The following is a 24797-nucleotide window of genomic DNA, read 5'->3' on the forward strand; positions in this document are numbered from 1 at the left end:
TATGTATCAAATTATAGACTCATAGGATTTGACAAGGAACGATAAAAAAGTTAACTTAGCTTAAACTAAAAGTTGATACAAGAGGAGAGATGACCAATGTATAGTCGTCAAATCGAAGTGTTTGTTCAAGTTGTGGAACAGAAAAGTTTTAGTAAAGCAGCAGAAGAGTTATTTATTTCTTCAACTGCTATTATGAAACAAATAAATTCATTAGAGGATCAAGTAGGTGTTACGCTTCTAAATCGCTCGAATAAAGGTATTTCACTAACTCCTGCGGGGAAATCTTTTTATGAAGATGCTAAAGAAATTATAAAACTTTCAAATCAAGCAATCCAACGAGCTAAAAATATAATGTCAGGTAACACATATGCAGTAAGGATTGGCACTTCTAATTTAAATTCTCTTAAACAATTAGATTCTATTTGGAAAAAGATAAATAATACATACCCTCAAATAAATCTCGAGGTTATACCTTTTGAAGATAATTCCTTATCTAATTTAGAAATCATAAAATCTTTAGGTACTTACCTAGATATCATTATTGGTCCTTGTGATTCACAAGAATGGACAGAATATTGTAACACTTATATACTCGGCTACTACCAGCTATGTTGCGCTGTACCTACTGACCACAAATTAGCTCATAAAAAAGAAATTAATTTAGAAGATTTACATGGTGAGCATTTAATGATGGTTGAAGAAGGCAATAGTCATAGTAACGATCAGTTACGGAAATACATTGAATTCAATCACCCACAAATTAAAATTAAAGATACTTCTTATTATTACGATTTAGAAGTCTTCAATCAATGTGAACAAATGGGCTACATCCTTTTAACATTAGACGAATGGGCAAACGTTCACCCATCCCTTGTTACCATTCCTCTAAATTGGCATGGTAATCAAGTGCCTTATGGTTTGATCTATACAAAAAAGACAAATGAATCCATTAATAAATTTATTGAGAGTATTATAAAAGTTACAAAGTAAGTTATCATCAGTAATAGTTATATTAAATCCACAAAAATAGCGAAGCACATTTACTCTCGTAAATTGCTTCGCCATTTCATTCATTCTTATATATTCAATTATTAAAGTTCTTTCGTAAGGTCTGTATTTCGTGCTTTTATAAATGGTATATATTGAATAACATTACCAAACAACTGACTCTTCATGAACTTCATTCTGACTTTAACATTTTTCTCTCTTTTTTGTATTTCTTTTTCGTTATCCGTAACGAAAGAACGACAAATTCCATACTATTACATTGGAATTTGTCGTTCGTTTATTTGTTATAAGCATATATTTTACAGACTTCTAAATTAATTGTTACAACAATTATTATTATCCTGCTGTTCTTTTTCATTCTTCTCTGTTTTTTCTTCTATTTCTACTGAACAACATGACTGCGCTTGAGGTTTTAATTTTTTCAATGCATCTTTGATACCCATTTAATTCACCTCCTTAAATAATTAAGTTAACAATTAGGCCAGTAGCAATAGCCACAACTAAAATTGCGATAACGAATGAGACTACAAATTTTTTCTTGAATAATTTCGATAATAATACAACTTCTGGAATACTTGCACCAGCACCACCAATGATCAACGCAACTACTGTTCCTAAAGACATCCCTTTTGATGCTAATGCTTCAGCGATAGGTAACATTGTTTCAGGTCTGATATACATTGGAATGCCTATAACAGATGCAATGAATACAGATATAACGCCATCACCACTTGCGTATTTTGTAATAAATGTTTCGGGTACAAATCCATATATGAACGCTCCAATAAACACACCAATAAATAGGTAAGGAAGCATTGGATATAAAAATGCCCACGCATCATTTAATGCTTGTTTAAAAAGAGATCTCGTTTTATTAGCAAAAAATCCATCGCCTTTAACATTTACTCCTTTATAAGTTTCAGCTAAATTCATTTTTGAAAATACAAAACCTGTTAAGATACTAAATATTGCTAGTACAACAAAATAAACTATTGCAACTTTCCAACCCAGTAAGGCCCATAACATAAATATCATTAAGGGATTCATTAAAGGTGACGCAATTAAAAAGCTGATTGCAGGACCAAAAGGTACTTTAGAATTTAATAAGCCTGCAAGTATAGGAATTGTAGAACAAGAACAAAATGGGGTCATCGCACCAAACACCATCCCCAACATATAACTAATTGCTTGATTAGGCTTGCTCAAAAGTCTTTTGATTTTTTCTTCCGAAACTACTTGTTGAATTAAACTTACAATAAAGCTCACGATGATGAACAGTATTAATAATTCAAAAAATAGCATTAGAAATGTTTTTATAAATTCCATAATTGAATCTATCATTAGTATAACGCCTCCAAATTTTATTAATCAACATTTATTGATATATTAATCAAAAAAAATTGATTAACACTACATTAAAAAAGATACTTAAAGTATCTTACAACAAGTATCTTCGTTTAAAACAACCTGTATTTGTTGTTCATTAATTTTGTAATAATTCCATGTCCCATGTTTTTCAGCACTCAGTATATTAGCATCTACTAATTTTTTTAAATGATACGAAAGTTTAGATTGCTTTAACTCTAAAAATTCTTCTAAATCACAAACACATAAAGCTTTTTTTTCACTTTGATTTATTGTTTGTAGAATCGATAATCTAATTTTATCTGCAAGTGCATTAAAAATTTGTTCATAAAATTCTAATTCGTTTTCTGTCATCATACTCGTATCAATGTTAACAGATTGCATCATTCATCAGCTTCTTTCTATCTATCATTTTCAATTCGAATGTAACGATAGTATGCTTGTGCGACATACTTTTAAATTTTTCAGAATAACTAAGAAATAATTAAAATAAATCAATTTTTTTTGATATAACTATTATAAATAATATAATGTATTATTGCAAAAAGTAACATCTATATAGATGTTTGTCTATATAGATGTTAATCTATAATAAAGGAGGGATGACATACATATGTCTTATAAGGAACTATCATTACAATTAAAAATTTTATCGGATCCAAGTCGATTAGAAATATTAGACTTATTATCTTGCGGTGAATTATGTGCTTGTGATTTATTAGCGTATTTTCAATTTTCACAACCTACATTAAGTCATCATATGAAAATTCTAGTAGATAATGAATTAGTATCTACACGAAAAGACGGTACTAAGCACATGTACCGACTTAATCATAAGTCCTTAGATTCAATCAATAATGAATTAACTTATATTAGTTCTCCTACTCAACAATGTATGTGTAAAAAGATAAAGACAGGTGAATGTAAATAATGACTATTCTAGCGATTATTATTTTTCTTTTAACTCTCATGTTTGTTATTTGGCAACCTAAGGGGTTAGATATTGGTATTACAGCATTGATTGGTGCTATCATCGCTATTATTACAGGCGTTGTGAGTCTCTCGGATGTTATTGAAGTTACAGGGATTGTTTGGAATGCGACGTTAACCTTTGTCGCTGTTATACTCATTTCATTAATTTTAGATGAAATTGGATTTTTCGAATGGGCAGCTATACATATGGTCAGAGCTTCAAATGGTCATGGGTTTAAAATGTTTGTTTATATTATGTTGTTAGGCGCTATTGTAGCAGCTTTCTTTGCGAACGATGGAGCTGCATTAATTCTCACTCCAATCGTGCTCGCTATGGTAAGAAATTTAGGATTTAATCAAAAAGTCATTTTTCCTTTTATCATTGCAAGTGGATTCATTGCAGACACTACGTCTCTTCCATTAATTGTAAGTAATTTGGTTAATATCGTTTCTGCTGACTACTTCCATATTGGATTTATTGAATATGTAAATCGCATGATGATTCCAAATCTATTTTCTTTACTTGCAAGTATCGTTGTATTATGGCTATATTTCAGAAAAGTTATTCCTAACCATTTTGAAATTAAAAATCTTAAAACGCCTGATCAAGCCATTAAAGATCCAAAATTATTTAAGTTTTCGTGGATTGTTTTATCAATCTTACTCATTGGTTATATAGTTAGTGAATTTATTCAAATTCCAGTATCGTTAATTGCTTGTTTGATTGCATTGATATTTACTGTATTGGCCCATCAATCGAGAGTAGTAAATACGAAACAAGTGATCAAAGGTGCACCTTGGAATATTGTGCTCTTTTCTATAGGAATGTATTTAGTTGTATTTGGTCTGAAAAACGTAGGAATCACAACAATTTTAGCTGATGTATTATCCAATATTTCAAGCCATGGACTATTCAGCAGTATTATGGGCATGGGCTTTATTTCAGCTTTTTTATCATCAATTATGAATAACATGCCTACTGTTTTAATAGACGCAATAGCGATTGGTCAATCTAGTGCTACAGGTATATTAAAAGAAGGTATGATTTATGCGAATGTCATAGGTTCTGATTTAGGACCTAAAATTACGCCAATTGGTTCTTTAGCAACATTATTGTGGCTACATGTCTTAACACAAAAAGGTATGAAGATTTCATGGGGAACATACTTTAAAACTGGAATTCTCATTACTATTCCAGTCCTATTTGTAACACTTTTAGGTTTATACCTTACACTAATTATATTTTAAGAAAAGAGGCTTTAATTATGGATAAGAAAACAATTTATTTTATATGTACAGGTAATTCATGCCGTAGCCAAATGGCTGAAGGCTGGGGCAAAAAAATCTTAGGTGATGAATGGCAAGTATATTCTGGCGGTATTGAGGCACACGGTGTCAATCCTAAAGCAATAGAAGCTATGAAAGAAGTAGATATTGATATATCAAACCATACGTCAGACTTGATTGATAATGATATTTTAAAACAATCAGATTTGGTCGTAACATTATGTAGTGATGCAGACGATAATTGTCCTATTTTACCACCAAACGTTAAAAAAGAGCATTGGGGTTTTGATGATCCAGCAGGTAAAGAGTGGTCAGAATTTCAACGCGTTAGAGATGAAATTGGCAAAAAAATTAAAGAATTTGATAGTTAAGTAAAAAATTAATCAACGAAATACAAGGAGCTTTGTATGTATAAATATATAAATATATTTTTAGTTGCATTAAAACTTGGATTACTATCATTTGGAGGACCAACTGCCCACTTAGGTTATTTTTATGATGAGTATGTTAAGAAAAGAAAATGGCTTGATGAAAAAGAATACTCAGATTTAGTAGCGCTATGCCAGTTTTTACCTGGACCTGCAAGTAGCCAAGTTGGTATTGGTATAGGTACTATTAGAGGAGGAATTCTGGGAGGAATTATTTCTTTTATTGGTTTTACACTTCCTTCTGTGATTATACTTATGGTTTTTTCAGCATTATTTATTAACAATGACTCTAGTTTAACTTGGATCCAAGGTTTAAAACTAGTAGCTGTTGCCATTGTTGCCCAAGCCATAATAGGTATGGGTAAAAAATTAACAAATACCAAAAGTACTATTACATTGGCATTATTTGTTCTTATATTATCTCTAACAATCAATAATCTTTACATTCAAGTAATCGCATTATCTATTACTGGTATATATGGTCTTATCTTTTTAAAAGAAACCTCTACAGATATAAATAATTTAAGAGTGAAGACATTTAAATTACCTAAAATGTTAGGGTTTATTTCAATTTCATTATTTTTTTTACTATTAATTGTATTACCTATAGTTAGTTCTATGACGAATAATTTATGGCTCAGAATGTTCGATAGTTTTTATAGATCTGGTTCTTTAGTGTTTGGAGGTGGTCATGTCGTATTACCTTTATTAGAAAATGAATTTGTACCACAAGGTTTGATATCACCTGATAGTTTCATAACGGGTTATGCTGCTGCTCAAGCTGTACCTGGACCATTATTTACGTTCTCTTCATATATTGGCATGTCTATAGAAGGTATTGGAGGAGGAGTTTTGGCTACTATCGCTATATTCCTACCAGCATTTCTATTATTATTTGGAGTGTTACCATTTTGGGATGATATTAAATCTAACACTTATGCTGAAGGTTTTTTAAAAGGTATAAGCGCGGGTGTAGTCGGTATTCTTATCGCTGCATTTTATAATCCGATTTGGGCTTCAACTATTAAATCAGAATTAGATTTTGTTCTAGCTAGCTCATTATTCGTATTCCTGGTTTATTATAAATTACCTTCCTGGTCTATTGTGCTAATAGGCATTATAATAGGTATAATGTTTTACTAATCTTTCTCGTTCATAATCAAAGAATAAATTTTATAAGTATAGTTATTAAAGTAACCATTATAAATTAAAATAATTGATCTCGTGTAATTATAGTACTTTATATCAATGTAAAAGATAGTAAAAAAGGCTCTATAATAAATTACTTATTAGGTGTAGATGTAGAATTATTTAATACATATCACTACGTTCATGAGCTAAGAAGATTATTAAAAGAAAATCAAATAGAGAAATTTAATCATAAACTCTTTTCTATTCATCTTTCAGATGTGTGTCCTAAATTACACCCAGTCATTAGAACTTTAAGACGATTAGCAGCTTTCATCGAAAATACTATGACATATTCTAACCTGACCAACGGTCCGTTAGAAGGAATTAATAATAAAATCAAACTCATTAAAAGGGTATCTTTTGGTTATAGAAATTATGATAATTTGCGTAATCGAATTATTATAACTTCGCGACTATTTGCCTCAACAACAAAAAAAGAGATTAAACAGCCTAAGGTTGCTTAATCTCAATATTTGGACTCATCAGTCCGATTTGACGTAGAGCCTAATAATCTAGACGAAGTGCTCCTCAGCACTTCGTCTTTGTTTTTGCCTCAAACACTCTACTTTCAAATCTAATATCTATGTACTGTCCTTTCGTCATTCAATAACACTCATCTAACGAACCTTTTCAACATACTAACAAGTCACAACTCAATGTGAACCTTATATTGTATGACGAAAGAACATCCCAAAATAAATATGAACGAGATAGCAATGGGATTGGATAACTTCAAGTGACAGAAGGATTACGCAAGCGTAATACCGAAATCCCATTATTATTTATAAATAATATAAAAAGAAAAAGTAAATCGTACTGACATTTACAAATCCAAATCATATATAAATATATAGCTATATTTCCTGAGAAATGAGCGGGATAACAGGATTTCCTTGTTACACCAACATTTATCACGGGTTTTTGATTGGAATTTTATCATATTGTCAACGGGATCCGTAATAAATGACAAATCAAATATATCGATTTATATGTTACTCAAATATAATAAGTTTATTTTTATTATTATGATATACAAAATTAATGAATATTATATACTAGCAATTAATATTAAAACTATTTTTATCGCTATAAATACACAGAAATTATAGTTAAAAAGGTTTAATAAACATACAAAAGATAAAATTACTCTTTAAATAATTTTTATTTTTTGTATAATTACTGTATGTAACTAAAATAATTACATAATAAAGGAGTTATTAATTATGTTTATTCTTGCTACATCATTGTCAAGTCAAGTAAATCCTGATTGGCAAACTTATGTTATGCTTGCAGCTTATTTCTTTATTTTACTTATTATTGGGTACTATGGTTATAAACAAGCAACTGGGGATTTGAGTGAATATATGCTTGGAGGGAGAAATATAGGGCCTTACGTCACAGCATTATCAGCCGGCGCTTCTGATATGAGTGGTTGGATGATTATGGGATTACCTGGAGAAGTTTATACTACAGGTTTATCAGCAGCATGGTTAGCTATTGGATTAACTATCGGAGCTTATGTTAACTACATACTTGTAGCACCAAGACTTCGTGTGTACACTGAAAAAGCGAATGATTCAATCACATTACCTAACTACTTTACACATCGTCTTAATGATAATTCTAATATTATTAAAATTATCTCTGGCGGTATTATTGTCGTATTCTTTACACTATATACTCACTCAGGTATGGTTTCAGGTGGTAAATTATTTAATAGTGCTTTTGGTCTAGATTATCATACTGGTCTTATTCTAGTTTCGGTGATTGTTATTGCTTATACATTCTTTGGAGGTTATTTAGCTGTATCATTAACTGACTTCTTTCAAGGTGTAGTTATGCTAATTGCTATGATTATGGTGCCAATTGTCGCAATGATGCAATTAGGTGGCGTTGATGCATTTTCTCAAGCAGCAGATTTAAAACCAACTAATTTAGATTTATTTAAAGGTACCACTATTGTAGGCATTATTTCTTTCTTTGCTTGGGGGTTAGGTTACTTTGGTCAACCGCATATTATAGTGCGATTCATGTCAATCAAATCGGTTAGTCAATTAAAAACTGCCAGAAGATTTGGTATTAGTTGGATGGCTATTAGTTTAATTGGTGCTGTATGCGTAGGATTGATAGGTATTGCTTTTGTTCAAGATAGAGGAGTTAAATTAAATGATCCAGAAACACTTTTTATTTTAATGGGCCAAATTTTATTCCATCCATTGGTTGGTGGTTTCCTTCTTGCAGCAATTTTAGCAGCTATTATGAGCACAATCTCCTCACAACTACTTGTTACTTCTAGTTCACTTACTGAGGATTTCTATAAATTAATTAGAGGCGAAGAAGCTGCAAAAAAACATAAAAAAGAGTTTTTATTAGTAGGTCGATTATCTGTTCTTATTATAGCAATTATATCTATTATAATCGCATGGACTCCGAATGATACTATACTTAATCTTGTTGGTAATGCATGGGCTGGATTTGGCGCTGCATTTGGTCCACTGGTATTATTATCTCTCTATTGGAAGGGATTGAGTCGTACAGGAGCTATTTCTGGTATGATATCAGGATCAGTTGTCGTCATTATTTGGATTGTTTTTGTGAAACCATTGGGAGAATATAATGACTTCTTTAATTTATATGAAATTATTCCTGGATTTTTAACAAGTTTAATTGTGACTTATATCGTAAGTCTTATAACTAAAAAACCAAACAGAGATGTTGAAAAAGAATTAGAAGAAGTTAAAAAACTTGTAAAAGAAAAATAACACTTTATCACTTAAAGAGGTAGAACAAGAAATCTTAGTTCTATCTCTTATTTTTTTATTTACAAATTTCATTTTATTGAAGTATATAGTCTTTATCAATTTCAATAACACTTATCTAATGAAACAGTCATTGTCGTAATTTTTTCATAACTACACGATGCTTATATTGAAATTGCTAAAGAACATCCCACAATGATTTTTTACCGGGAAATGAATGGGATTTGCTTACTCGATGAAGCAGAAGGATTGTGCAAGCACAATCCCAAAATCCCGTTATTATTTATAAATAAATAATATATATAAGGAAGCAGAGACACAACCCTATCATCAATACTTATAAATAATGAGTTGATTGTTCGTCAAAATGAGTGGGATTCCGGGATTTCCTTGTTACACCAACGTTTATCACGGGTTTTTGATTGGAATTTTATCATATTGTCAGCGGGATCCGTAATAAATGACAAATCAAATATATATTATTCCAATGATGTATATGAATTACATCATTATCACACTATCTAGGAGGCAATGATATGAAAACAACCACTCAAGAACTCAAACAATATATAACTCGTCTATTCCAACTATCTAACAATGAAACATGGGAATGTGAAGCACTTGAAGAAGCAGCAGAAAATATACTCCCTACTCGTTTTGTAGACCATACCCCACTTGCACATCTTACACTTGAAACTTATACCTACTATAACGATGAGCTACATGAACTAAGTATCTATCCATTTCTAATGTACGCCAACAACCAACTCATCAGTATTGGTTATCTGGATCATTTTGATATGGACTTTCTGTACCTCACAGATACTAAAAATACGATTATTGATGAACGTCATCTACTAAAAGAGGGAGGGAATGACCATGAATAATTGGATCAAAGTGGCACAAATATCTGTTACAGTCATTAACGAAGTGATTGACATCATGAAAGAAAAGCAAAATGGAGGAAAATAGTATGAAAATCAATCGATACATCACAAGAGGGATTAGTGAACACCTATCTCTAGACCTTCAAATCTTACTTTGAAACATGTTAAAAGAACAGAATAACCAACTTCAAACAGATACACATTTTTAAACTGCAAGAAGATGAGAATATACTCTCAATCACACATGAACAAGAGCAACCCGCATACAAATTGGAATATCACTATACAAACTATGTAAAAAATCAAAATGCATTACCTAAGAAAGTCTACGTCATTCGTGAAGATGGCGTAGACGCTTTTTATTATGTGATGCTTTTACCAGAAGAATACTAAAGGAAGTGACGATATATGAATACAATAAAAAGTACGATATACACAGAAGCCATATTTAGCAAGGATAAAAAGCACCGCTATTTACTCAAGAAAACATGGGATGAAAAGAAACCTGCTTGTACAGTGATAACGATGTACCCTCATTTAGATGGTGTATTATCACTCGATCTTACTACTGTTCTTATTCTTAACCAATTAGCTAATTCTGAGCAATATGGCGCTGTTTATCTCGTTAATCTTTTCTCTAATATTAAAACACCTATGAGTATAAAGCATCTCAAAGATAAAGAACCATACGATGAGCACACGAATATACACTTAATGAAAGCAATAAGTGAAAGTGACACAGTGATTCTAGCTTATGGAGCTTATGCGAAGCGACCAGTTGTTATCGAACGTGTTGAACAAGTGATGGAAATGTTAAAACCTCATAAAAAGAAAGTCAAAAAACTCATTAATCCAGCAACAAATGAAATTATACATCCACTCAATCCTAAAGCACGTCAAAAATGGACATTGAAATAAAAGGAGGATTATCTATGAACCATAACACTACACACTCAGACTGGCGAACAGTTGCTAATTGTTTAGAATCGCAAAATTATATATCGATCGTAAAAGGATTAGTACATCATTTCACAGCGATTGAAGATGAAGAAATTCTTGATAAAATCTATAATGATTTTATGAATGATGATTGTATTACAACGGTACTTAATAATGATTTACAGATAATTATTAACCATTATCTATCAAAATGAAAATTATACTACTTACAATAAAAATAGAGCATCCTTCACTTTTACGGTGAGGGATGCTCTTATTACTATTTTTTTCTATTTTCAATTAACATAATAGAGTTATTAAAAAACTATTTAAAAAAATTATTTCTATCTCTGATAATATAGAAGTAGAGAATTTTAACTTTTTTATCTACTAAAGGAGATATACATAATGAACGAATTTAAAAGACATCAACAAACATCGATTAATGTTCAAAAACAAGCAAACCTTATTTGGAACGTTGCAGACATTTTAAGGGGGTTATATAAACCCCATGAGTATGGGAAGGTCATACTACCAATGACGGTCATTAAGCGTCTTCATGATACATTACTAAAAACGCGAGACGAGGTTCTTAAGACCGCTGAAAATACTCCATCAATAAGTAACCTAATGCGAGAACGTCTTTTGAAGAACGCTTCAGGGTATTCATTTTATAATACAAGCTTATATACTTTTGAAACATTACTCGCAGACCCAGCAAATATTGAATCAAACTTTAGAGCTTATCTCAACGGTTTCTCTGAAAACATGCAAGATATTCTCGATAACTTTAAGTTTGACGTTGAAATTACGACAATGGCAGATAATGATGTGCTATTTTATGTGATTCAAGAATTTAACAAAGCAGATGCATATTTAGGTCCGGACAAGATGACAAGCACAGATATGGGATACGTGTTTGAAGAGCTTGTAAGAAAATTTTCGGAAAGCTATAACGAAGAAGCAGGAGCACACTTCACAAGCCGAGATATCATTTATCTCATGACAGATTTATTGCTTATCGAAGATAGAGATACTTTTTTTAAAGAACATGTATTCAAAACTGTTTACGACCAAACAATGGGAACTTCTCAAATGCTCTCAGCAATGACAGAACGTATTCAAGATATGAATGATACTGCAGAGGTAGCCACATTTGGTCAAGAGCTAAATCCCGAAACTTATGCGATTGCGAAAGCAGATACAATGATTCGTGGTGGAGATCCTGAAAACATGGCGCTTGGAAGTACATTAACGAACGATCAGTTTGAAGGATTTACGTTTGATTACTGTATTTCCAACCCACCATTTGGTGTCGATTGGAAAAAGGACCAAAAAGCAGTAAGAGCAGAGCACGAACTCGGTGAACTTGGTCGTTTTGGCGTTGGATTGCCTCGAGTTAGTGACGGACAGTTGCTGTTCCAACTCAATGGCTTATCAAAGTTAAAGGAAACAGGGCGTATGGCAATCATTCATAATGGATCTGCTTTATTTTCTGGAAATCCAGGTGCAGGTGAGAGTTTAATTCGTCAGTACGTAATTGAGAATGACTGGTTAGAAGGTATCATTCAACTCCCCAACGATTTATTCTACAATACAGGAATTGCGACATATATTTGGATTATTACTAAAGATAAATCACTAGAACGTCAAGGAAAAGTACAACTCGTTGACGCGTCTAATATGTATGAAAAGCGCCATAAGAATATTGGTGAAAAACGAGTAGATATTTCCGAAGCATGTCGAGAAATGATTGTGCAAGCTTATGGAGAATTCGATAATAAAGAATACCATCTTGACGATAGAATAGTGGAATCAAAAATATTTGAGAATGACACATTCGGATTTACTCGAGTAACGATTGAACGACCTGAACGAAACGAAAAGGGAGATATCGTTTATAAGAAGAATGGAAACATGGGTGCAGACACGAGCCTTAGAGATACAGAAGATATTCCGTTAACAGAAGATATTAATGAATATTTTCAACGTGAAATATTACCGTTCAGTCCAGACGCATGGATGGATCATAAAAAAGATAAAATTGGGTATGAAATTCCATTTACCAGATTGTTTTACAAATACACACCACCAGAACCTTCTGAAATAATTTCAGAACGCATTAAACAACTCGAAGAATCTATCGTTAAAAACTTCCAAGTATTATCTGGAAAGGAAGTAGATACAGATGAATAGAGAGATTAAAGACAGCGGGATTAAATGGGTTGGGAAAGTTCCCAGAAATTGGAAAATTCATAGATTTAAAAATATATTACAAAATAGAAATCTAAAAAACAAACCTAAAGTAACTGATACTATTTTATCTTTGACTAAAGATAGAGGAGTAATACCTTATAGCGAAAAAGGAGACGTTGGTAACCGTTCGAAGGAAGATATTACTAAATATAATTTAGCTTTTCCTGAAGATATTGTCATGAATAGTATGAACGTTATAATTGGATCCGTTAACATCTCAAAATATACCGGAGCAGTTAGTCCTGTTTATTATGTATTTTATCCTAAAAATAAAAATATTAATATTTATTTCTATAATATGTTATTTCAAACTAGAGAATTCCAGAACAGTTTAAAGGGGATCGGTAATGGTATCTTAGAACATCGTATGAGAATACCTCTTAATAAATTGAATAATATTAGGTTACCTCTTCCTGAATATAAAGAGCAGTTAAAAATAGTAGATTTTTTAGATAAAGCCATTATTAATATTAATAATATAATTACACAAACTTATCACTCTATCGAAGAACTTAAAAAATATAAACAATCACTAATCACCGAAGCAGTTACAAAAGGTCTCGACTCAACTGTCGAAATGAAAGATAGTGGTATTGAACCAATGGTAAATGTACCTAAGCATTGGAAAATAAATAAAATTAAATATCTTTTTGAATTATATGGAGGTTTAAACATTACTAAAAAAAATTTAATAGATACAGGTATTCCCGTAATCAATTATGGTGAAATTCATTCAAAATACGGTTTTCATTTTGATTTACGATATGATGTCGTACAAAAAGTAGACTCTCACTACCTTGAATATAAAAATTCACTTATTAATCAAGGCGATTTTATATTTGCTGATACTTCAGAAGATATTGAAGGTTCAGGTAATTTCACATGTTATCTTAATGAAGAAATGTGTTTTGCAGGATCTCATACTATAATCTTAAAATCAAAAAAATTTATAAATTATTTTTATTTCTCTTATTTATTTGAGTCTCTACTGTTCCGCTCTCAAATCCAGAAAAAAGTAGAGGGAATTAAAGTTTATAGCATTACACAAAGAATATTAAAATCTTTGATTCTATTTGAACCACCAGCAGAAGAACAACAACAAATCGTTGAATATTTAGACGATAAAGTTTCTACAATTGATAACCTCATCAAAGATAAAACAAAAGTCATTGAAGAGTTAGAGAATTATAAGAAATCATTAATTTACGAATATGTCACTGGCAAAAAAGAAGTGTGAGGAGGAATATCGGTGATTGCAAATAGAGAAATTAACTTTGAACAAGATATAGAAGCAAGTCTAGTTCAATACGGAGGATGGGAGTCTGTACGGTTTCAAGATACTCATTACGACGCAAATCTCGCACTTGACTCAGTAGTATTATTAGAATTTGTAAAAGAAACTCAACCTAAAAACTGGAAACGATATATTTCTGTCTACCGTACAGAAGCAGAACAGAAGTTTCTAAAACGCTTAAATGAAGAAATCACAACACACGGAATATTACATGTCCTCCGCAAAGGAATCAGAGATCGAGGAATCTCTTTTAAAGTTGTTTACTTCCAACCTGCATCATCTTTGAACACAGAAAATATTAAAAAATATAAATCCAATCGTTGCCAATGTGTGCGTCAATTTCAGTATAGTAACCAGCATAGAAACACTATTGATATGGTGTTAATGATTAATGGGATCCCTCTTGTTGCGTTAGAACTTAAGAACCAATACACAGGTCAAAATGTAGAACATGCGAGATTACAGTTTGAACAAGATAGAGACCCACGAGAATTGATTTTTCAATTTAACACTCGTTTTCTAGTATATTTCGCAGTAGATCATTTTAATGTGTTGATGACAACAAAACTAGCAAAAAATAAAACTTACTTTCTACCCTTTGATCAGGGATCTAACGGACCTGGTCATGTTGGAGGTGCAGGAAACCCACCAAATCCTGATGGATGTCCGACTTCTTACTTATGGGAAAGTGTACTCACAAGTCATCAGTTATTGGACATTATTGAGCGGTTTATGAATTTAGAAGAGAAGAAGAAACTACTGATTTTCCCGCGTTATCACCAACTGGATGTTGTGAAAAAATTAATATCAGATACTCAGCATCATGGTCCAGGAAAGAATTATCTCATCCAACATTCTGCTGGTTCGGGTAAGTCTAATAGTATTGCTTGGTTGGCATACCATCTCGCTTCCTTGCATAATGATGAGAATCAACCGATCTATTCATCGGTCATTATTGTTACAGACCGTACTGTTTTAGATCGCCAACTTCAAAATACATTAATGAGTTTCGAGCATACCACTGGGCAAGTCGAAACTATTGGAGATAATAAAACTTCTCAAGATTTAAAAACAGCTATAAATGACCAAAAGAAAATTATTATTACTACATTACAGAAGTTCCCAGTAATTTATGATGAACTAGATGATACAGCAGGTAGAAGTTTTGCGATTTTGGTCGATGAAGCGCATTCTTCTCAAACAGGAAACAGTGCACAAAAATTAAAACATGCGTTAGCAGACAAAGAAGCTTCTTTAAAGGAATACCAAGAATTTGAAGAAAACGTTGAAGATCAATCGCTAGATGACCAAGATCAAATTGTTCAAACACTACTATCTCAAGGTCAACATGATAATTTAAGTTTTTTTGCTTTTACAGCTACACCAAAAGAAAAAACCATTGAAATGTTTGGAACAAAACAAGGAGATGGTTCCTATCATCCATTCCATATTTATAGCATGAGACAAGCCATAGAAGAAGGATTTATTCTAAACGTTTTACAAAATTACATGACATATAGTACTTCCTATAAAATTGCAAAGTCGATTGAAGAAGACCCGGAATTGCCAAAGACAGAAGCAGTTCGAGCTATCGCTAAATATCAATCTCTTCATCCTTGGGTACTTAGACAAAAGGCCGAGATTATGATTGAACAATTTAGATCAGTGACACAAAAAGCAATTCAAGGTAGAGGAAAGGCAATGATTGTAACAGCTTCTCGACTCCACGCCGTACGGTATATGCAAGAATTTAAAAAATACATCAAAGAAAAAGGATACACAGATATGGATGTGTTAATCGCTTTTTCAGGTACAGTAGAAGATGATGGAATTGAATATACAGAGCCAAAAATGAACTTAACGCATTCTGGAGAACGTATCCAAGAAAATCAACTGAAAGAAGCATTTCATAGTAAAGATTTTAATTTATTAATTGTGGCAGAAAAATACCAAACGGGATTTGACGAACCTTTACTTCATACAATGTTTGTCGATAAAAGATTACGCGGAGTAAAGGCAGTCCAAACATTATCTCGCCTCAATCGTACTATGCCTGGAAAAACAGATACTTTTGTTCTTGATTTTGTAAATACAGAAGAAGAAATATATGAAGCATTCCAACCTTTTTACGAAGCAACTTCTCTAAAAGAAGAAATTAATATTAATTTAATTTATGATACACAGAGTAAACTTCGTAAATTCCATATATACAATGATGATGACATTCAAACAGTCATGAAATTAAATCATCAAGCAAAACAAAAACAAAATGATCAATTACTTGGTCGATTGAGTAGCGTGTTACGTCCCGTTATTAGTAGATACAATGATCTTCCAGAAGATGTTCAATACGATTTCAGAGTTACACTAAGAAACTTCAACAAATGGTATAATTATATCTCTCAAATTGATCGTACTTTTGACAAAGAATTACTAGAAGAAAGTATTTTTACTGGTTTTTTATTAAAATTCATTCCTAAAAAACAACGCAACTATATCGATATAGGAGACAAAGTAAAGTTAGAATACTATAAATTACAAGAAGATTTCAGAGGAAATATAGAACTCGTCAATGAAGATATGGAAAGTGGGCAATTGGCTCACCCTTCAGAAGTGAGTGCAACTGTTGGACCTGAAGAAGAGTACGATTCTTTAAATGAAATTATACACAAAATCAATGAACGTTTCCCAGATGATTTTACTCAAGGCGATAGAGTACTCGTTGAAAATATGCGAGAAACATTGATAAACAATACAGATGCGAAACTTGTAAACATGGCTCAAAACAACAGCGAAGAAATGTTTGCGAATAGTTTATTCCAACAACAATTCCTAGACTTCTTGATTGATCAATATAATCAAGGAGAAGCTGCATACTCTAAAATGTTTGGCAATAATAGTGATTTTTATGACACTGTTTATCAACTACTAGCAAAAGATTATTACAGATGGCTACGATCACAAAAAGCAGATAATTTTGCTTAAATTAATTATTTTTAAACTAACTTAAAGATTGTTCACAGTCTTTAAGTTAGTTTTTGCTAAATTTTTAATTTAGCTATAGTCTCTCATCCCAAGTTCACTTTCATACGATATGTTTTTTAATATTTAGTTATTCTAAAATTTCTAAATTCTTATAGGATTTTTAAAAGGTCATATTTACTTGCATGGAGAAGCAAATCACCTACATACTCTAATTATAATCTACTCAATAAATGCCTCGTATCTTCATACGTCTCAATAAATTCCTATAACTCCAATTATTTCACTAACTATTTCACTTGCCATTGTTACTCACTTCTGATTTTCAAATAAATTAAAGGATTTTAATATCTGATTAAATTTTTCAAGAAAAAACCGCATCACTTATGATATGCTTCGCCTCGCATGATCTTAAATGCTCTATATACTTGTTCGATTAAGACGACGCGCATCATTTGATGTGGAAATGTCATTTTACTGAATGAAAGTGCGTAGTTGCTGCGTTTTAAGACGTCTTCATGCAATCCATTTGATCCGCCAATGACAAAGACGAAATCACTTTGTCCTTGTGTCATGCGTCGTTGCATTTCCTCAGCCAATCCTTCTGAGGACAACATTTTTCCTTGAATTTCTAAAGTGATGACTGTTGCTTGAGGTTTGATTTTAGCTAGTAGTCGTTGTCCTTCTTTTTCTTTCACTTGTTCAATTTCTTTATCGCTCATGTTTTCAGGTGCTTTTTCATCGGGTACTTCAATAATTTCAATTTTGGAATAAGCACCTAGTCTTTTTTCATATTCTGATATAGCTTGTTTCCAATATTTTTCTTTTAATTTACCCACAGCTAAGATTGTTATCTTCATAAAATCCTCCATAGATATTAATAGTTATCCCACTTATCCACAAGTTATCAACTTGTTAACAGAATTCCCTCTAATTATAACAGTAATGTATACGAATTAAGCTATATTTTTAAAAAATATCCCCATTTTATGTGACTATCCTTGTATATATGTGGATAAGTCTGTGAATAATGTGAGTATTTCTGTGTGTATTATACACAAAAGTGGATAACTTCATTGAATTTTGGGGATAACTTTAAATAAGTCTTAAATATTTATTCACAGATTTAGGCTAAATCTTGTTATTATAAGGTTCCTTTTGAATAATCATGTATAGTCCAAATTATTAGATAATTAACTCAATAAATTAAAAAACAACCTACTCACAAATACTAATTTTGTAAGTAGGTCGTTCGTCTAAATAATTACAATGTATATATCGGTGTAGCTTGTGCTTTATCTGTATCACATAATAGCACTTCTTTTTCAGTATCTATATCGTGTTCATTTAGCACCTGACTAACGCTCATACGTGCTAATTCTTTCATGTTGTTATCTTGTGATAAATGTGAAAGATAAATGCGCTTCGTATTACCTGTAATGACATCAGTCATCGCTAATCCTGCATCTTCATTAGACACATGTCCCATATCGCTTAAAATACGTTGCTTCGTCTTCCAAGGATAACGACACATGCGTAACATATCCACATCATGATTACTCTCAAACATAAAAGCATCACTGCCTTGAATCATACCTTTCATTCTATCTGACACATAGCCTGTATCTGTAATCATCGTAAATTTCTTATAGTTATTGTGGAAAATATAAAACTGTGGATCAATTGCATCATGAGATACATTAAATGATTCAATATCAAAACCTGCAATAGATTTTGTTTCATAAGGATTGAATATAAATTTTTGATCCATTGGAATTTTACTATCTTTCTTCTCAATTGCTTTCCAAGTGTTCTCATTCGCATAAATCGGCAAACCATATTTACGCGCAAGCACACCTAATCCTTTAATATGATCACTATGTTCATGAGTAACTAGAATGCCATTTAAATCTTTTATATTTCTATCAATTTGGCTAAATAAATCTTCCATTTTCTTGCCAGTGAGTCCAACATCTACTAATAGACTGCCATTATCACTTTCAACATAAGTGGCATTCCCCGTACTACCACTCGCCAATACACTCATTCGTATCAAGCGACTCATCCTTTCTACTTCCGACAACTTACTCTATATTTTAGAGTGCCTTCAGTCTAATTCCTTATATTTTGCACTCTATAATTAAAAAAATGAAGTTTCGAACAATCTACATCATTCGAAACAATCCAGTCCTATAAAATACCTTTATATTATACTATACCAATACAAAAATTAAAGTTCCAATTCCATGTTTATGTACAACACTAACATAGATAAATAAAATAAGTGCATGAGACACTAATAGACTCACACACTTATTATACTTCCCACACTCTAAACCACTCCTTCTCTTAAATAAGAGAAGAGAAAGGAGAAGCTTATTTATTTATTAATTATTGAAACAGTGTATTAAATTTTATTGAAGAAGTCTGAAGATTATTACGTAGCGATGTTGCCCAACACTATAAATAACATGTTATTTGTAGATTTAAGAGTTTATACATTTAAGTAAGTAGCACTGATGAGTGATAACGAATGACGTTGCGCGACTCTTATGTTGATTATTAATGTACATAAGTGCATTAGCACTTATGTAAGAAATTCTAAAAATAAACTACGAATGACGTTGTGTGACGCCTGAGGGAGTAGGATGAGTGTCGAGACCGAGGCTCGACCCAGCCCCCTAGGCAAGCATCACAACAGAATGAGTAAATATTCATCTAAGAATTTCTTTACAACCCTGCTCCCTAATTATCAATCACTTTTGGATTTGATGATGTTGCTTCAACATAATAAGTTTTCACGTCTTCTTTACCTTTATGCTTCACTTTAATTTCCCAGTTCGCCTGCAATAATTGCACATTCGTTTCTCTCACAACCGAGTAATATCCCAGTCTTGCGTCCATCACTTCATCGCCTGATTTCAAGTAACGATTAAAGTATAACGTTTCTACTGCTTTACGTGGTGTAATCACTTGCTTCTTAGGATTATTATCACTCTTCGCAGGTTCAATATTATTCATTAACGATTGTTCATAACTTGTCGCTTTACCATCATTGATATTAAAGCGTAGACGCGCTTTATTATTGTTCATCAACGGATAACCTTCATAAGCCTGTTCATATGTCACAGTATCAGATGTAACATCACCAAGTTGATACATCTTACCATTGTAAACATTACTCATGATGTAATCTTTTAAATCACTTAAATTACTATCACTCACATTAACTGTACTATCAATCTCACCAGTTAACGTATTACCAGAATCTTCCGCTTCTAATGACGACTTACCCTTCGCATAACTTTCGAAGTCTTTAGACTTAGCAGTAATCATCTGCATCTTCGTCCCACTTACATCTTTATTTAAAATATCCTTCGAAATTTTAATTTCTTCTTGCTGGAATTTAACCTCATTATCACTTTCAGATTCGTTAATTTGAGACTTCGTCACCTTATTCACGTAAATCAATACGAGTAGGATATTAACTAGAATAAACACGAAAATAAACAATGTCTTCGTTCGTTTCCAATTCATTTATTCAAGCCTCCCATCCTCATAAGCGTACCAATCGCCGTCATATTGAACATACCATGTTGGCACAAACTCACTATTACGTTGCACTTCTATATCATCTTTATCAGGTTGATCATCTTCTTTATAACCAATGACCATATTCGTTACCTTTTCAAAATCAATCGTATGATTATTTGCGAGTGAAGAACGAACACTTTCAACACTATCAAGTGACTTCGTTTTACCTTCTAAAGGTACACTAGAACGCAATAGCGCACGTTTGTAGTCATAAATGCCTTTATCTCCCCAAGTAACCTCTATATCATTTAATTGCTGATCATTGAATGTTGGGTGCCCATTGAGGAAAAGTTGGTACGTTAATTCACCCGATGAATTATCTGTATTGAAAAGACGAAAGTCATCATTGAAGAATCCACCATGTCCATTTATATATTCAAATGTACTTGGAATCGTTGAATCCATATCACTTGAGCTAGATTCATTTTCAGATAGATTTTTATAATGATATTTCTTACTTTCATCATTATAGTTCGCTACGCCAGTGTTATTATTGTACGTTGTCGAACCACTCTTACCGCTTCGAATAATCACTGAGTCGTCAAATAGAATAGCATTCATCGTTTCGACTGGAATCGTATCATAAACCATACGGTAAGAACGCATGTCTTTCGGACGATTTGGCGCAAATATATGCGTTGATTTATCAATCGTATCTTTATTTGTGATTACCTCTGAATATTTCTGCATTTCTTTATTCAAATGATCCATCACTTTAATAAAATGATTAGCTTTCGTAGTCAATGTTACTTTCATTACTTCATGACGATCTTCACTAATCGCATACAACTCTAAATTCTCTTTAGGATTTTGACTTACGATAATACGATTAAATTTGAAGTTTTTAGGTACCTTCGCTGATGAATTCAATACTTGACCTAAATATGTCGTTAGCGGCATATCATAAGTAAAATCTAGCACAGTAAAGTGGTCATTTAACATGGGAATATTTAAATTATAATCTCGATGAATATGTTCCACTTTACTGACTTCATGATTCTTCAATGTACCTGTTATTTGAGACAATTGAGCACGAGATGGTGCCAGCCCTTTAACCTTATCGCCTTTAACTTCTACAATTTGGTACGGAGATATCACATTCTCAATATTGGCAGACATGGGCTTACCAATCGTCTTAGTATTGCTCTTTTTACTATCTGTGCTATCAATATTATTTAAATCTGGTGAAAAATTCCACACCATAAACGTAAGCACAACACTCATCATAACTAATAGGAAAAGAATAATGGATTTAATATGCTCTTTACTCTTCATCCCAATCACCGTCGTCTATAACTTCACATGGAAGTGTAATAAATATCGATGTGCCTTGTCCTTCAACGCTATTCGCCCAAATTCTTCCATTATGCGCTTCTACAATCTCTTTCGAAATGGCAAGTCCTAAACCTGTACCACCCATTTTACGTGTACGTGCTTTATCTACACGATAGAAACGATCAAAGATTTTATCCACTTTGTTAATTGGGATACCTATACCATTGTCTTTAATACGAATCGTCATACGATTGTATAAAGCGTTTTGTTTCACGTGGAACTCGACGCGTTTTTCACCACGAGAATATTTCATCGCGTTAGTAATAACGTTATCAAACACTTGTGTCATCTTATCTGGATCAATTTCAGTAAAGATGGTTTCAGAAGGAATTTCACGTACAAACGTCGTGTCTTTCGCGGCCATTTCATGACGATTAATAATCTTATTAATGAACATGTTGAAGTCGACAATTTCCTTCGTAATTTGTTCAGATTCGTTATCCATTTTCGATAACTGTAGTAAATCATTAACAAGACGAATCATTCGCTCTGTCTCTTCACGTGTTACCGATAAGAAAGATGGTGCTAAATTATCATCTTTCCAAGCACCTTCTTCAAGTGCCTCTATGTAACTGTTCATTGATGTTAAAGGCGTACGTAATTCGTGAGATACGTTCGCAACGAATTCACGACGTTCACGTTCAACTTGTTGTTGTTCTGTAACGTCATGTAATACGGCGATGTAACCTGTCACAAATCCAGTTTCTTGAACAATCGTACTGAAATTCACACGTGCGATGATGCCTTCATCTTCATTCATATCTAATAAGAAGCTATCGTTATTCTCTTGAATTTCATCCAATGAGAATTCGTCTTCTAAATGCAATACACTTAGCATGTAATAACCGATTAAGTCTTCCTTAGACATACCTAACATTTTTATCGCCATATCATTGACGATACGCACTCGACCACGTCGGTCTGTTGCGATAATACCGTCACTCATATGCGTGATAACTGAGTCTAAACGACGTTTCTCACTCTCAGTATTCGCTTGTGCCTCTTGAACTCGCTTAGACAAGTTGTTGAAGGCTAAAGCTAATTCACCGATTTCGTCATTACCATATATCTTAACGCGTTGCGTATAATTACCTTTAGACATCTCTACCGTCTGATTACGCATGTCAGTAATCGGCCTTGTAATCGTCCTCGCGATAAAGAAACCAAGTATAACGGTAATGAAGAGGGAAATCGCAGTACCGATAATGAATATTTGGTTAATATTATTCAACTGATTATATACATCATTAATATTCGATTCTATGTAAATATTACCAATCGTCTCGTTGCCATTCTTTACGGGTAAGTTGTAAATCCAAATTCGCTCTTTACCGCTACCATAGTCTTTTAAAACATTGTGACTATTTGATTCACCTAGCGATAAGGCTTTTTGAACGGAGTTATCGTTAACCTTTTGATTAATCATATTATGTGATGATATCTTCGCTGTAGCCATGATAATTTGATCTTTATCAATAAAACGAATTTCTTCAATTTCTTGACGGTTGGCATACTCATTTAATAAACTTTGAACTTCTTTTTGAGCGTTAGAGGGATCATCTCTGTATATCCGCTCAATGTTAACTTCAAGCTGTGTCGCATACTGTTTAATATTCTTCATGAAGTTATTTGTCAGTTCTTTTTCTAAACTATTAGTGAAATACAGACCGATGATCTGCATTCCAATAATAATCAATAACACATAAACAATAACAAGCTTGGTGTGAAGGGATTGTAACTGTTTCAGCCACTTCATAGTCGCAAGCCCCTAATCATGTTGTTGGAGAAAGTATCCAACGCCTCTACGTGTCACAATATATTCAGGGTGTGAAGGATCATCTTCAATCTTCTCACGTAAACGACGAATCGTTACGTCTACTGTACGCACGTCACCGAAGTAATCATAACCCCATACTGTTTGTAGTAAATGTTCACGTGTCATGACTTGACCCATATGTTTAGAAAGGTAGTGGAAGAGTTCAAATTCTCTGTGTGTTAATTCAATATCTTCCCCACGCTTTTTAATCGAGTAAGCATCTGGGTAAATGACAATATCTTTAATTGTAATTTCATTTGTCGTACCACTTACTTCTTGAGCTGGTTGTGAATAATGGCGACGTAAGTTCGCTTTCACACGTGCGATTAATTCACGTGTGCTGAACGGTTTCGTAACATAATCATCCGCACCAAGTTCAAGACCTAATACTTTATCGATTTCAGAGTCTTTCGCTGTTAACATAATAATCGGCATTTCGAATTTCTTACGTACTTCACGGCACACTTCCATACCGTCACGACCAGGTAACATGATATCTAATAATACGATGTCTGGTTCTTCCTCGTAGATTAAATCTACTGCATCATTACCATCATAGGCACAGTAAACATCATATCCTTCTTTTTTCAAATTAAATTCTAAGATGTCCGCAATTGGCTTTTCGTCATCTACAACAACAACTTTTCTTGCCATATCTATAAACCTCATTTCTCAAATTGTAGT

The 24797-nt window shown here is 32.6% G+C and carries 21 protein-coding genes and 2 pseudogenes; 14 read left to right on the forward strand and 9 right to left on the reverse strand.

The features are described from left to right. Nucleotides 1-96: 96 nt before the first annotated feature. A complete protein-coding gene (locus BB045_RS03635) occupies nucleotides 97-990 on the forward strand; it encodes a LysR family transcriptional regulator (RefSeq protein WP_070581209.1) in 894 nt (297 codons plus the stop codon). A gap of 332 nt (nucleotides 991-1322) precedes the next feature. Here BB045_RS03635 and BB045_RS12330 read toward each other — a convergent pair whose 3' ends face one another. The 3 genes from BB045_RS12330 to BB045_RS03645 all read right to left on the reverse strand — a co-directional run bounded on the left by BB045_RS12330 (nucleotide 1323) and on the right by BB045_RS03645 (nucleotide 2757). Then, a complete protein-coding gene (locus BB045_RS12330) occupies nucleotides 1323-1451 on the reverse strand; it encodes a hypothetical protein (protein ID WP_141751062.1) in 129 nt (42 codons plus the stop codon). A gap of 13 nt (nucleotides 1452-1464) precedes the next feature. Next, nucleotides 1465-2349, reverse strand: coding sequence for a permease (locus tag BB045_RS03640; RefSeq protein ID WP_070581210.1), 885 nt, complete (start codon nucleotides 2347-2349; stop codon nucleotides 1465-1467). Between the two features lie 87 nt (nucleotides 2350-2436). After that, the gene (locus BB045_RS03645; protein ID WP_070581216.1) at nucleotides 2437-2757 is read right to left on the reverse strand and encodes an ArsR/SmtB family transcription factor; all 321 of its coding nucleotides are present in this window, start codon (nucleotides 2755-2757) and stop codon (nucleotides 2437-2439) included. Between the two features lie 229 nt (nucleotides 2758-2986). Here BB045_RS03645 and BB045_RS03650 point away from each other — a divergent pair, with 229 nt between their 5' ends. The 13 genes and pseudogenes from BB045_RS03650 to BB045_RS03710 all read left to right on the forward strand — a co-directional run bounded on the left by BB045_RS03650 (nucleotide 2987) and on the right by BB045_RS03710 (nucleotide 17371). Beyond that, on the forward strand, nucleotides 2987-3304 hold the full coding sequence (locus BB045_RS03650) for an ArsR/SmtB family transcription factor (protein ID WP_053036239.1): 318 nt from the start codon (nucleotides 2987-2989) through the stop codon (nucleotides 3302-3304). Then, complete coding sequence (gene arsB / locus BB045_RS03655; protein WP_176744740.1) at nucleotides 3301-4593, forward strand: arsenite efflux transporter membrane subunit ArsB; 1293 nt, start codon at nucleotides 3301-3303, stop codon at nucleotides 4591-4593. Before BB045_RS03650 ends, arsB begins: the two co-directional genes overlap by 4 nt. 17 nt (nucleotides 4594-4610) lie before the next feature. After that, nucleotides 4611-5003, forward strand: a complete 393-nt coding sequence (gene arsC, locus BB045_RS03660) for an arsenate reductase (thioredoxin) (RefSeq protein WP_070581212.1) — start codon at nucleotides 4611-4613, stop codon at nucleotides 5001-5003. A gap of 36 nt (nucleotides 5004-5039) precedes the next feature. After that, on the forward strand, nucleotides 5040-6203 hold the full coding sequence (chrA, locus tag BB045_RS03665) for a chromate efflux transporter (protein WP_070581213.1): 1164 nt from the start codon (nucleotides 5040-5042) through the stop codon (nucleotides 6201-6203). Between the two features lie 116 nt (nucleotides 6204-6319). Beyond that, nucleotides 6320-6715, forward strand: a pseudogene (locus BB045_RS03670) (transposase); the annotation flags it as partial. A 759-nt stretch (nucleotides 6716-7474) separates the two neighbouring features. Beyond that, nucleotides 7475-9013 carry a sodium/proline symporter PutP gene (gene putP, locus BB045_RS03675; RefSeq protein WP_070581815.1) on the forward strand — a complete coding sequence of 513 codons (1539 nt, stop codon included), beginning with the start codon at nucleotides 7475-7477 and terminating at the stop codon, nucleotides 9011-9013. Between the two features lie 533 nt (nucleotides 9014-9546). Further along, the gene (locus BB045_RS03680) at nucleotides 9547-9897 is read left to right on the forward strand and encodes an SAUGI family uracil-DNA glycosylase inhibitor (RefSeq protein WP_049426587.1); all 351 of its coding nucleotides are present in this window, start codon (nucleotides 9547-9549) and stop codon (nucleotides 9895-9897) included. 86 nt (nucleotides 9898-9983) lie between these two features. Then, nucleotides 9984-10290, forward strand: a pseudogene (locus BB045_RS03685) (DUF960 family protein). A gap of 15 nt (nucleotides 10291-10305) precedes the next feature. Further along, nucleotides 10306-10815: a DUF1643 domain-containing protein gene (locus BB045_RS03690; protein WP_070837706.1), complete on the forward strand. Its 510-nt coding sequence runs from the start codon at nucleotides 10306-10308 to the stop codon at nucleotides 10813-10815. Between the two features lie 14 nt (nucleotides 10816-10829). Beyond that, complete coding sequence (locus BB045_RS03695) at nucleotides 10830-11051, forward strand: hypothetical protein (protein ID WP_070581811.1); 222 nt, start codon at nucleotides 10830-10832, stop codon at nucleotides 11049-11051. 193 nt (nucleotides 11052-11244) lie between these two features. After that, nucleotides 11245-13032, forward strand: a complete 1788-nt coding sequence (locus tag BB045_RS03700; RefSeq protein ID WP_070581810.1) for a type I restriction-modification system subunit M — start codon at nucleotides 11245-11247, stop codon at nucleotides 13030-13032. Further along, nucleotides 13025-14329, forward strand: a complete 1305-nt coding sequence (locus BB045_RS03705) for a restriction endonuclease subunit S (protein ID WP_070581808.1) — start codon at nucleotides 13025-13027, stop codon at nucleotides 14327-14329. The genes BB045_RS03700 and BB045_RS03705 overlap by 8 nt, the downstream gene beginning before the upstream one ends. A 12-nt stretch (nucleotides 14330-14341) precedes the next feature. After that, nucleotides 14342-17371, forward strand: a complete 3030-nt coding sequence (locus BB045_RS03710) for a DEAD/DEAH box helicase family protein (RefSeq protein WP_070581806.1) — start codon at nucleotides 14342-14344, stop codon at nucleotides 17369-17371. 377 nt (nucleotides 17372-17748) lie between these two features. Here the strand turns inward: BB045_RS03710 and rlmH are convergent, their stop codons facing one another. The 6 genes from rlmH to yycF all read right to left on the reverse strand — a co-directional run bounded on the left by rlmH (nucleotide 17749) and on the right by yycF (nucleotide 24767). Beyond that, on the reverse strand, nucleotides 17749-18228 hold the full coding sequence (rlmH, locus tag BB045_RS03715; RefSeq protein ID WP_037552500.1) for a 23S rRNA (pseudouridine(1915)-N(3))-methyltransferase RlmH: 480 nt from the start codon (nucleotides 18226-18228) through the stop codon (nucleotides 17749-17751). Between the two features lie 404 nt (nucleotides 18229-18632). Next, nucleotides 18633-19433, reverse strand: a complete 801-nt coding sequence (locus BB045_RS03720; RefSeq protein ID WP_070581800.1) for an MBL fold metallo-hydrolase — start codon at nucleotides 19431-19433, stop codon at nucleotides 18633-18635. Between the two features lie 680 nt (nucleotides 19434-20113). Further along, nucleotides 20114-20905, reverse strand: a complete 792-nt coding sequence (locus BB045_RS03725; RefSeq protein WP_075140480.1) for a two-component system regulatory protein YycI — start codon at nucleotides 20903-20905, stop codon at nucleotides 20114-20116. After that, complete coding sequence (locus BB045_RS03730; protein WP_053036258.1) at nucleotides 20906-22237, reverse strand: YycH family regulatory protein; 1332 nt, start codon at nucleotides 22235-22237, stop codon at nucleotides 20906-20908. Next, a complete protein-coding gene (gene walK / locus BB045_RS03735) occupies nucleotides 22227-24053 on the reverse strand; it encodes a cell wall metabolism sensor histidine kinase WalK (RefSeq protein ID WP_037552504.1) in 1827 nt (608 codons plus the stop codon). Before walK ends, BB045_RS03730 begins: the two co-directional genes overlap by 11 nt. 12 nt (nucleotides 24054-24065) lie before the next feature. After that, a complete protein-coding gene (gene yycF, locus BB045_RS03740) occupies nucleotides 24066-24767 on the reverse strand; it encodes a response regulator YycF (protein WP_011274375.1) in 702 nt (233 codons plus the stop codon). Between the last annotated feature and the right edge of the window lie 30 nt (nucleotides 24768-24797).

Source organism: Staphylococcus sp. MB377, assembly GCF_001922505.1.
Classification (GTDB): Bacteria; Bacillota; Bacilli; order Staphylococcales; family Staphylococcaceae; genus Staphylococcus; species Staphylococcus haemolyticus.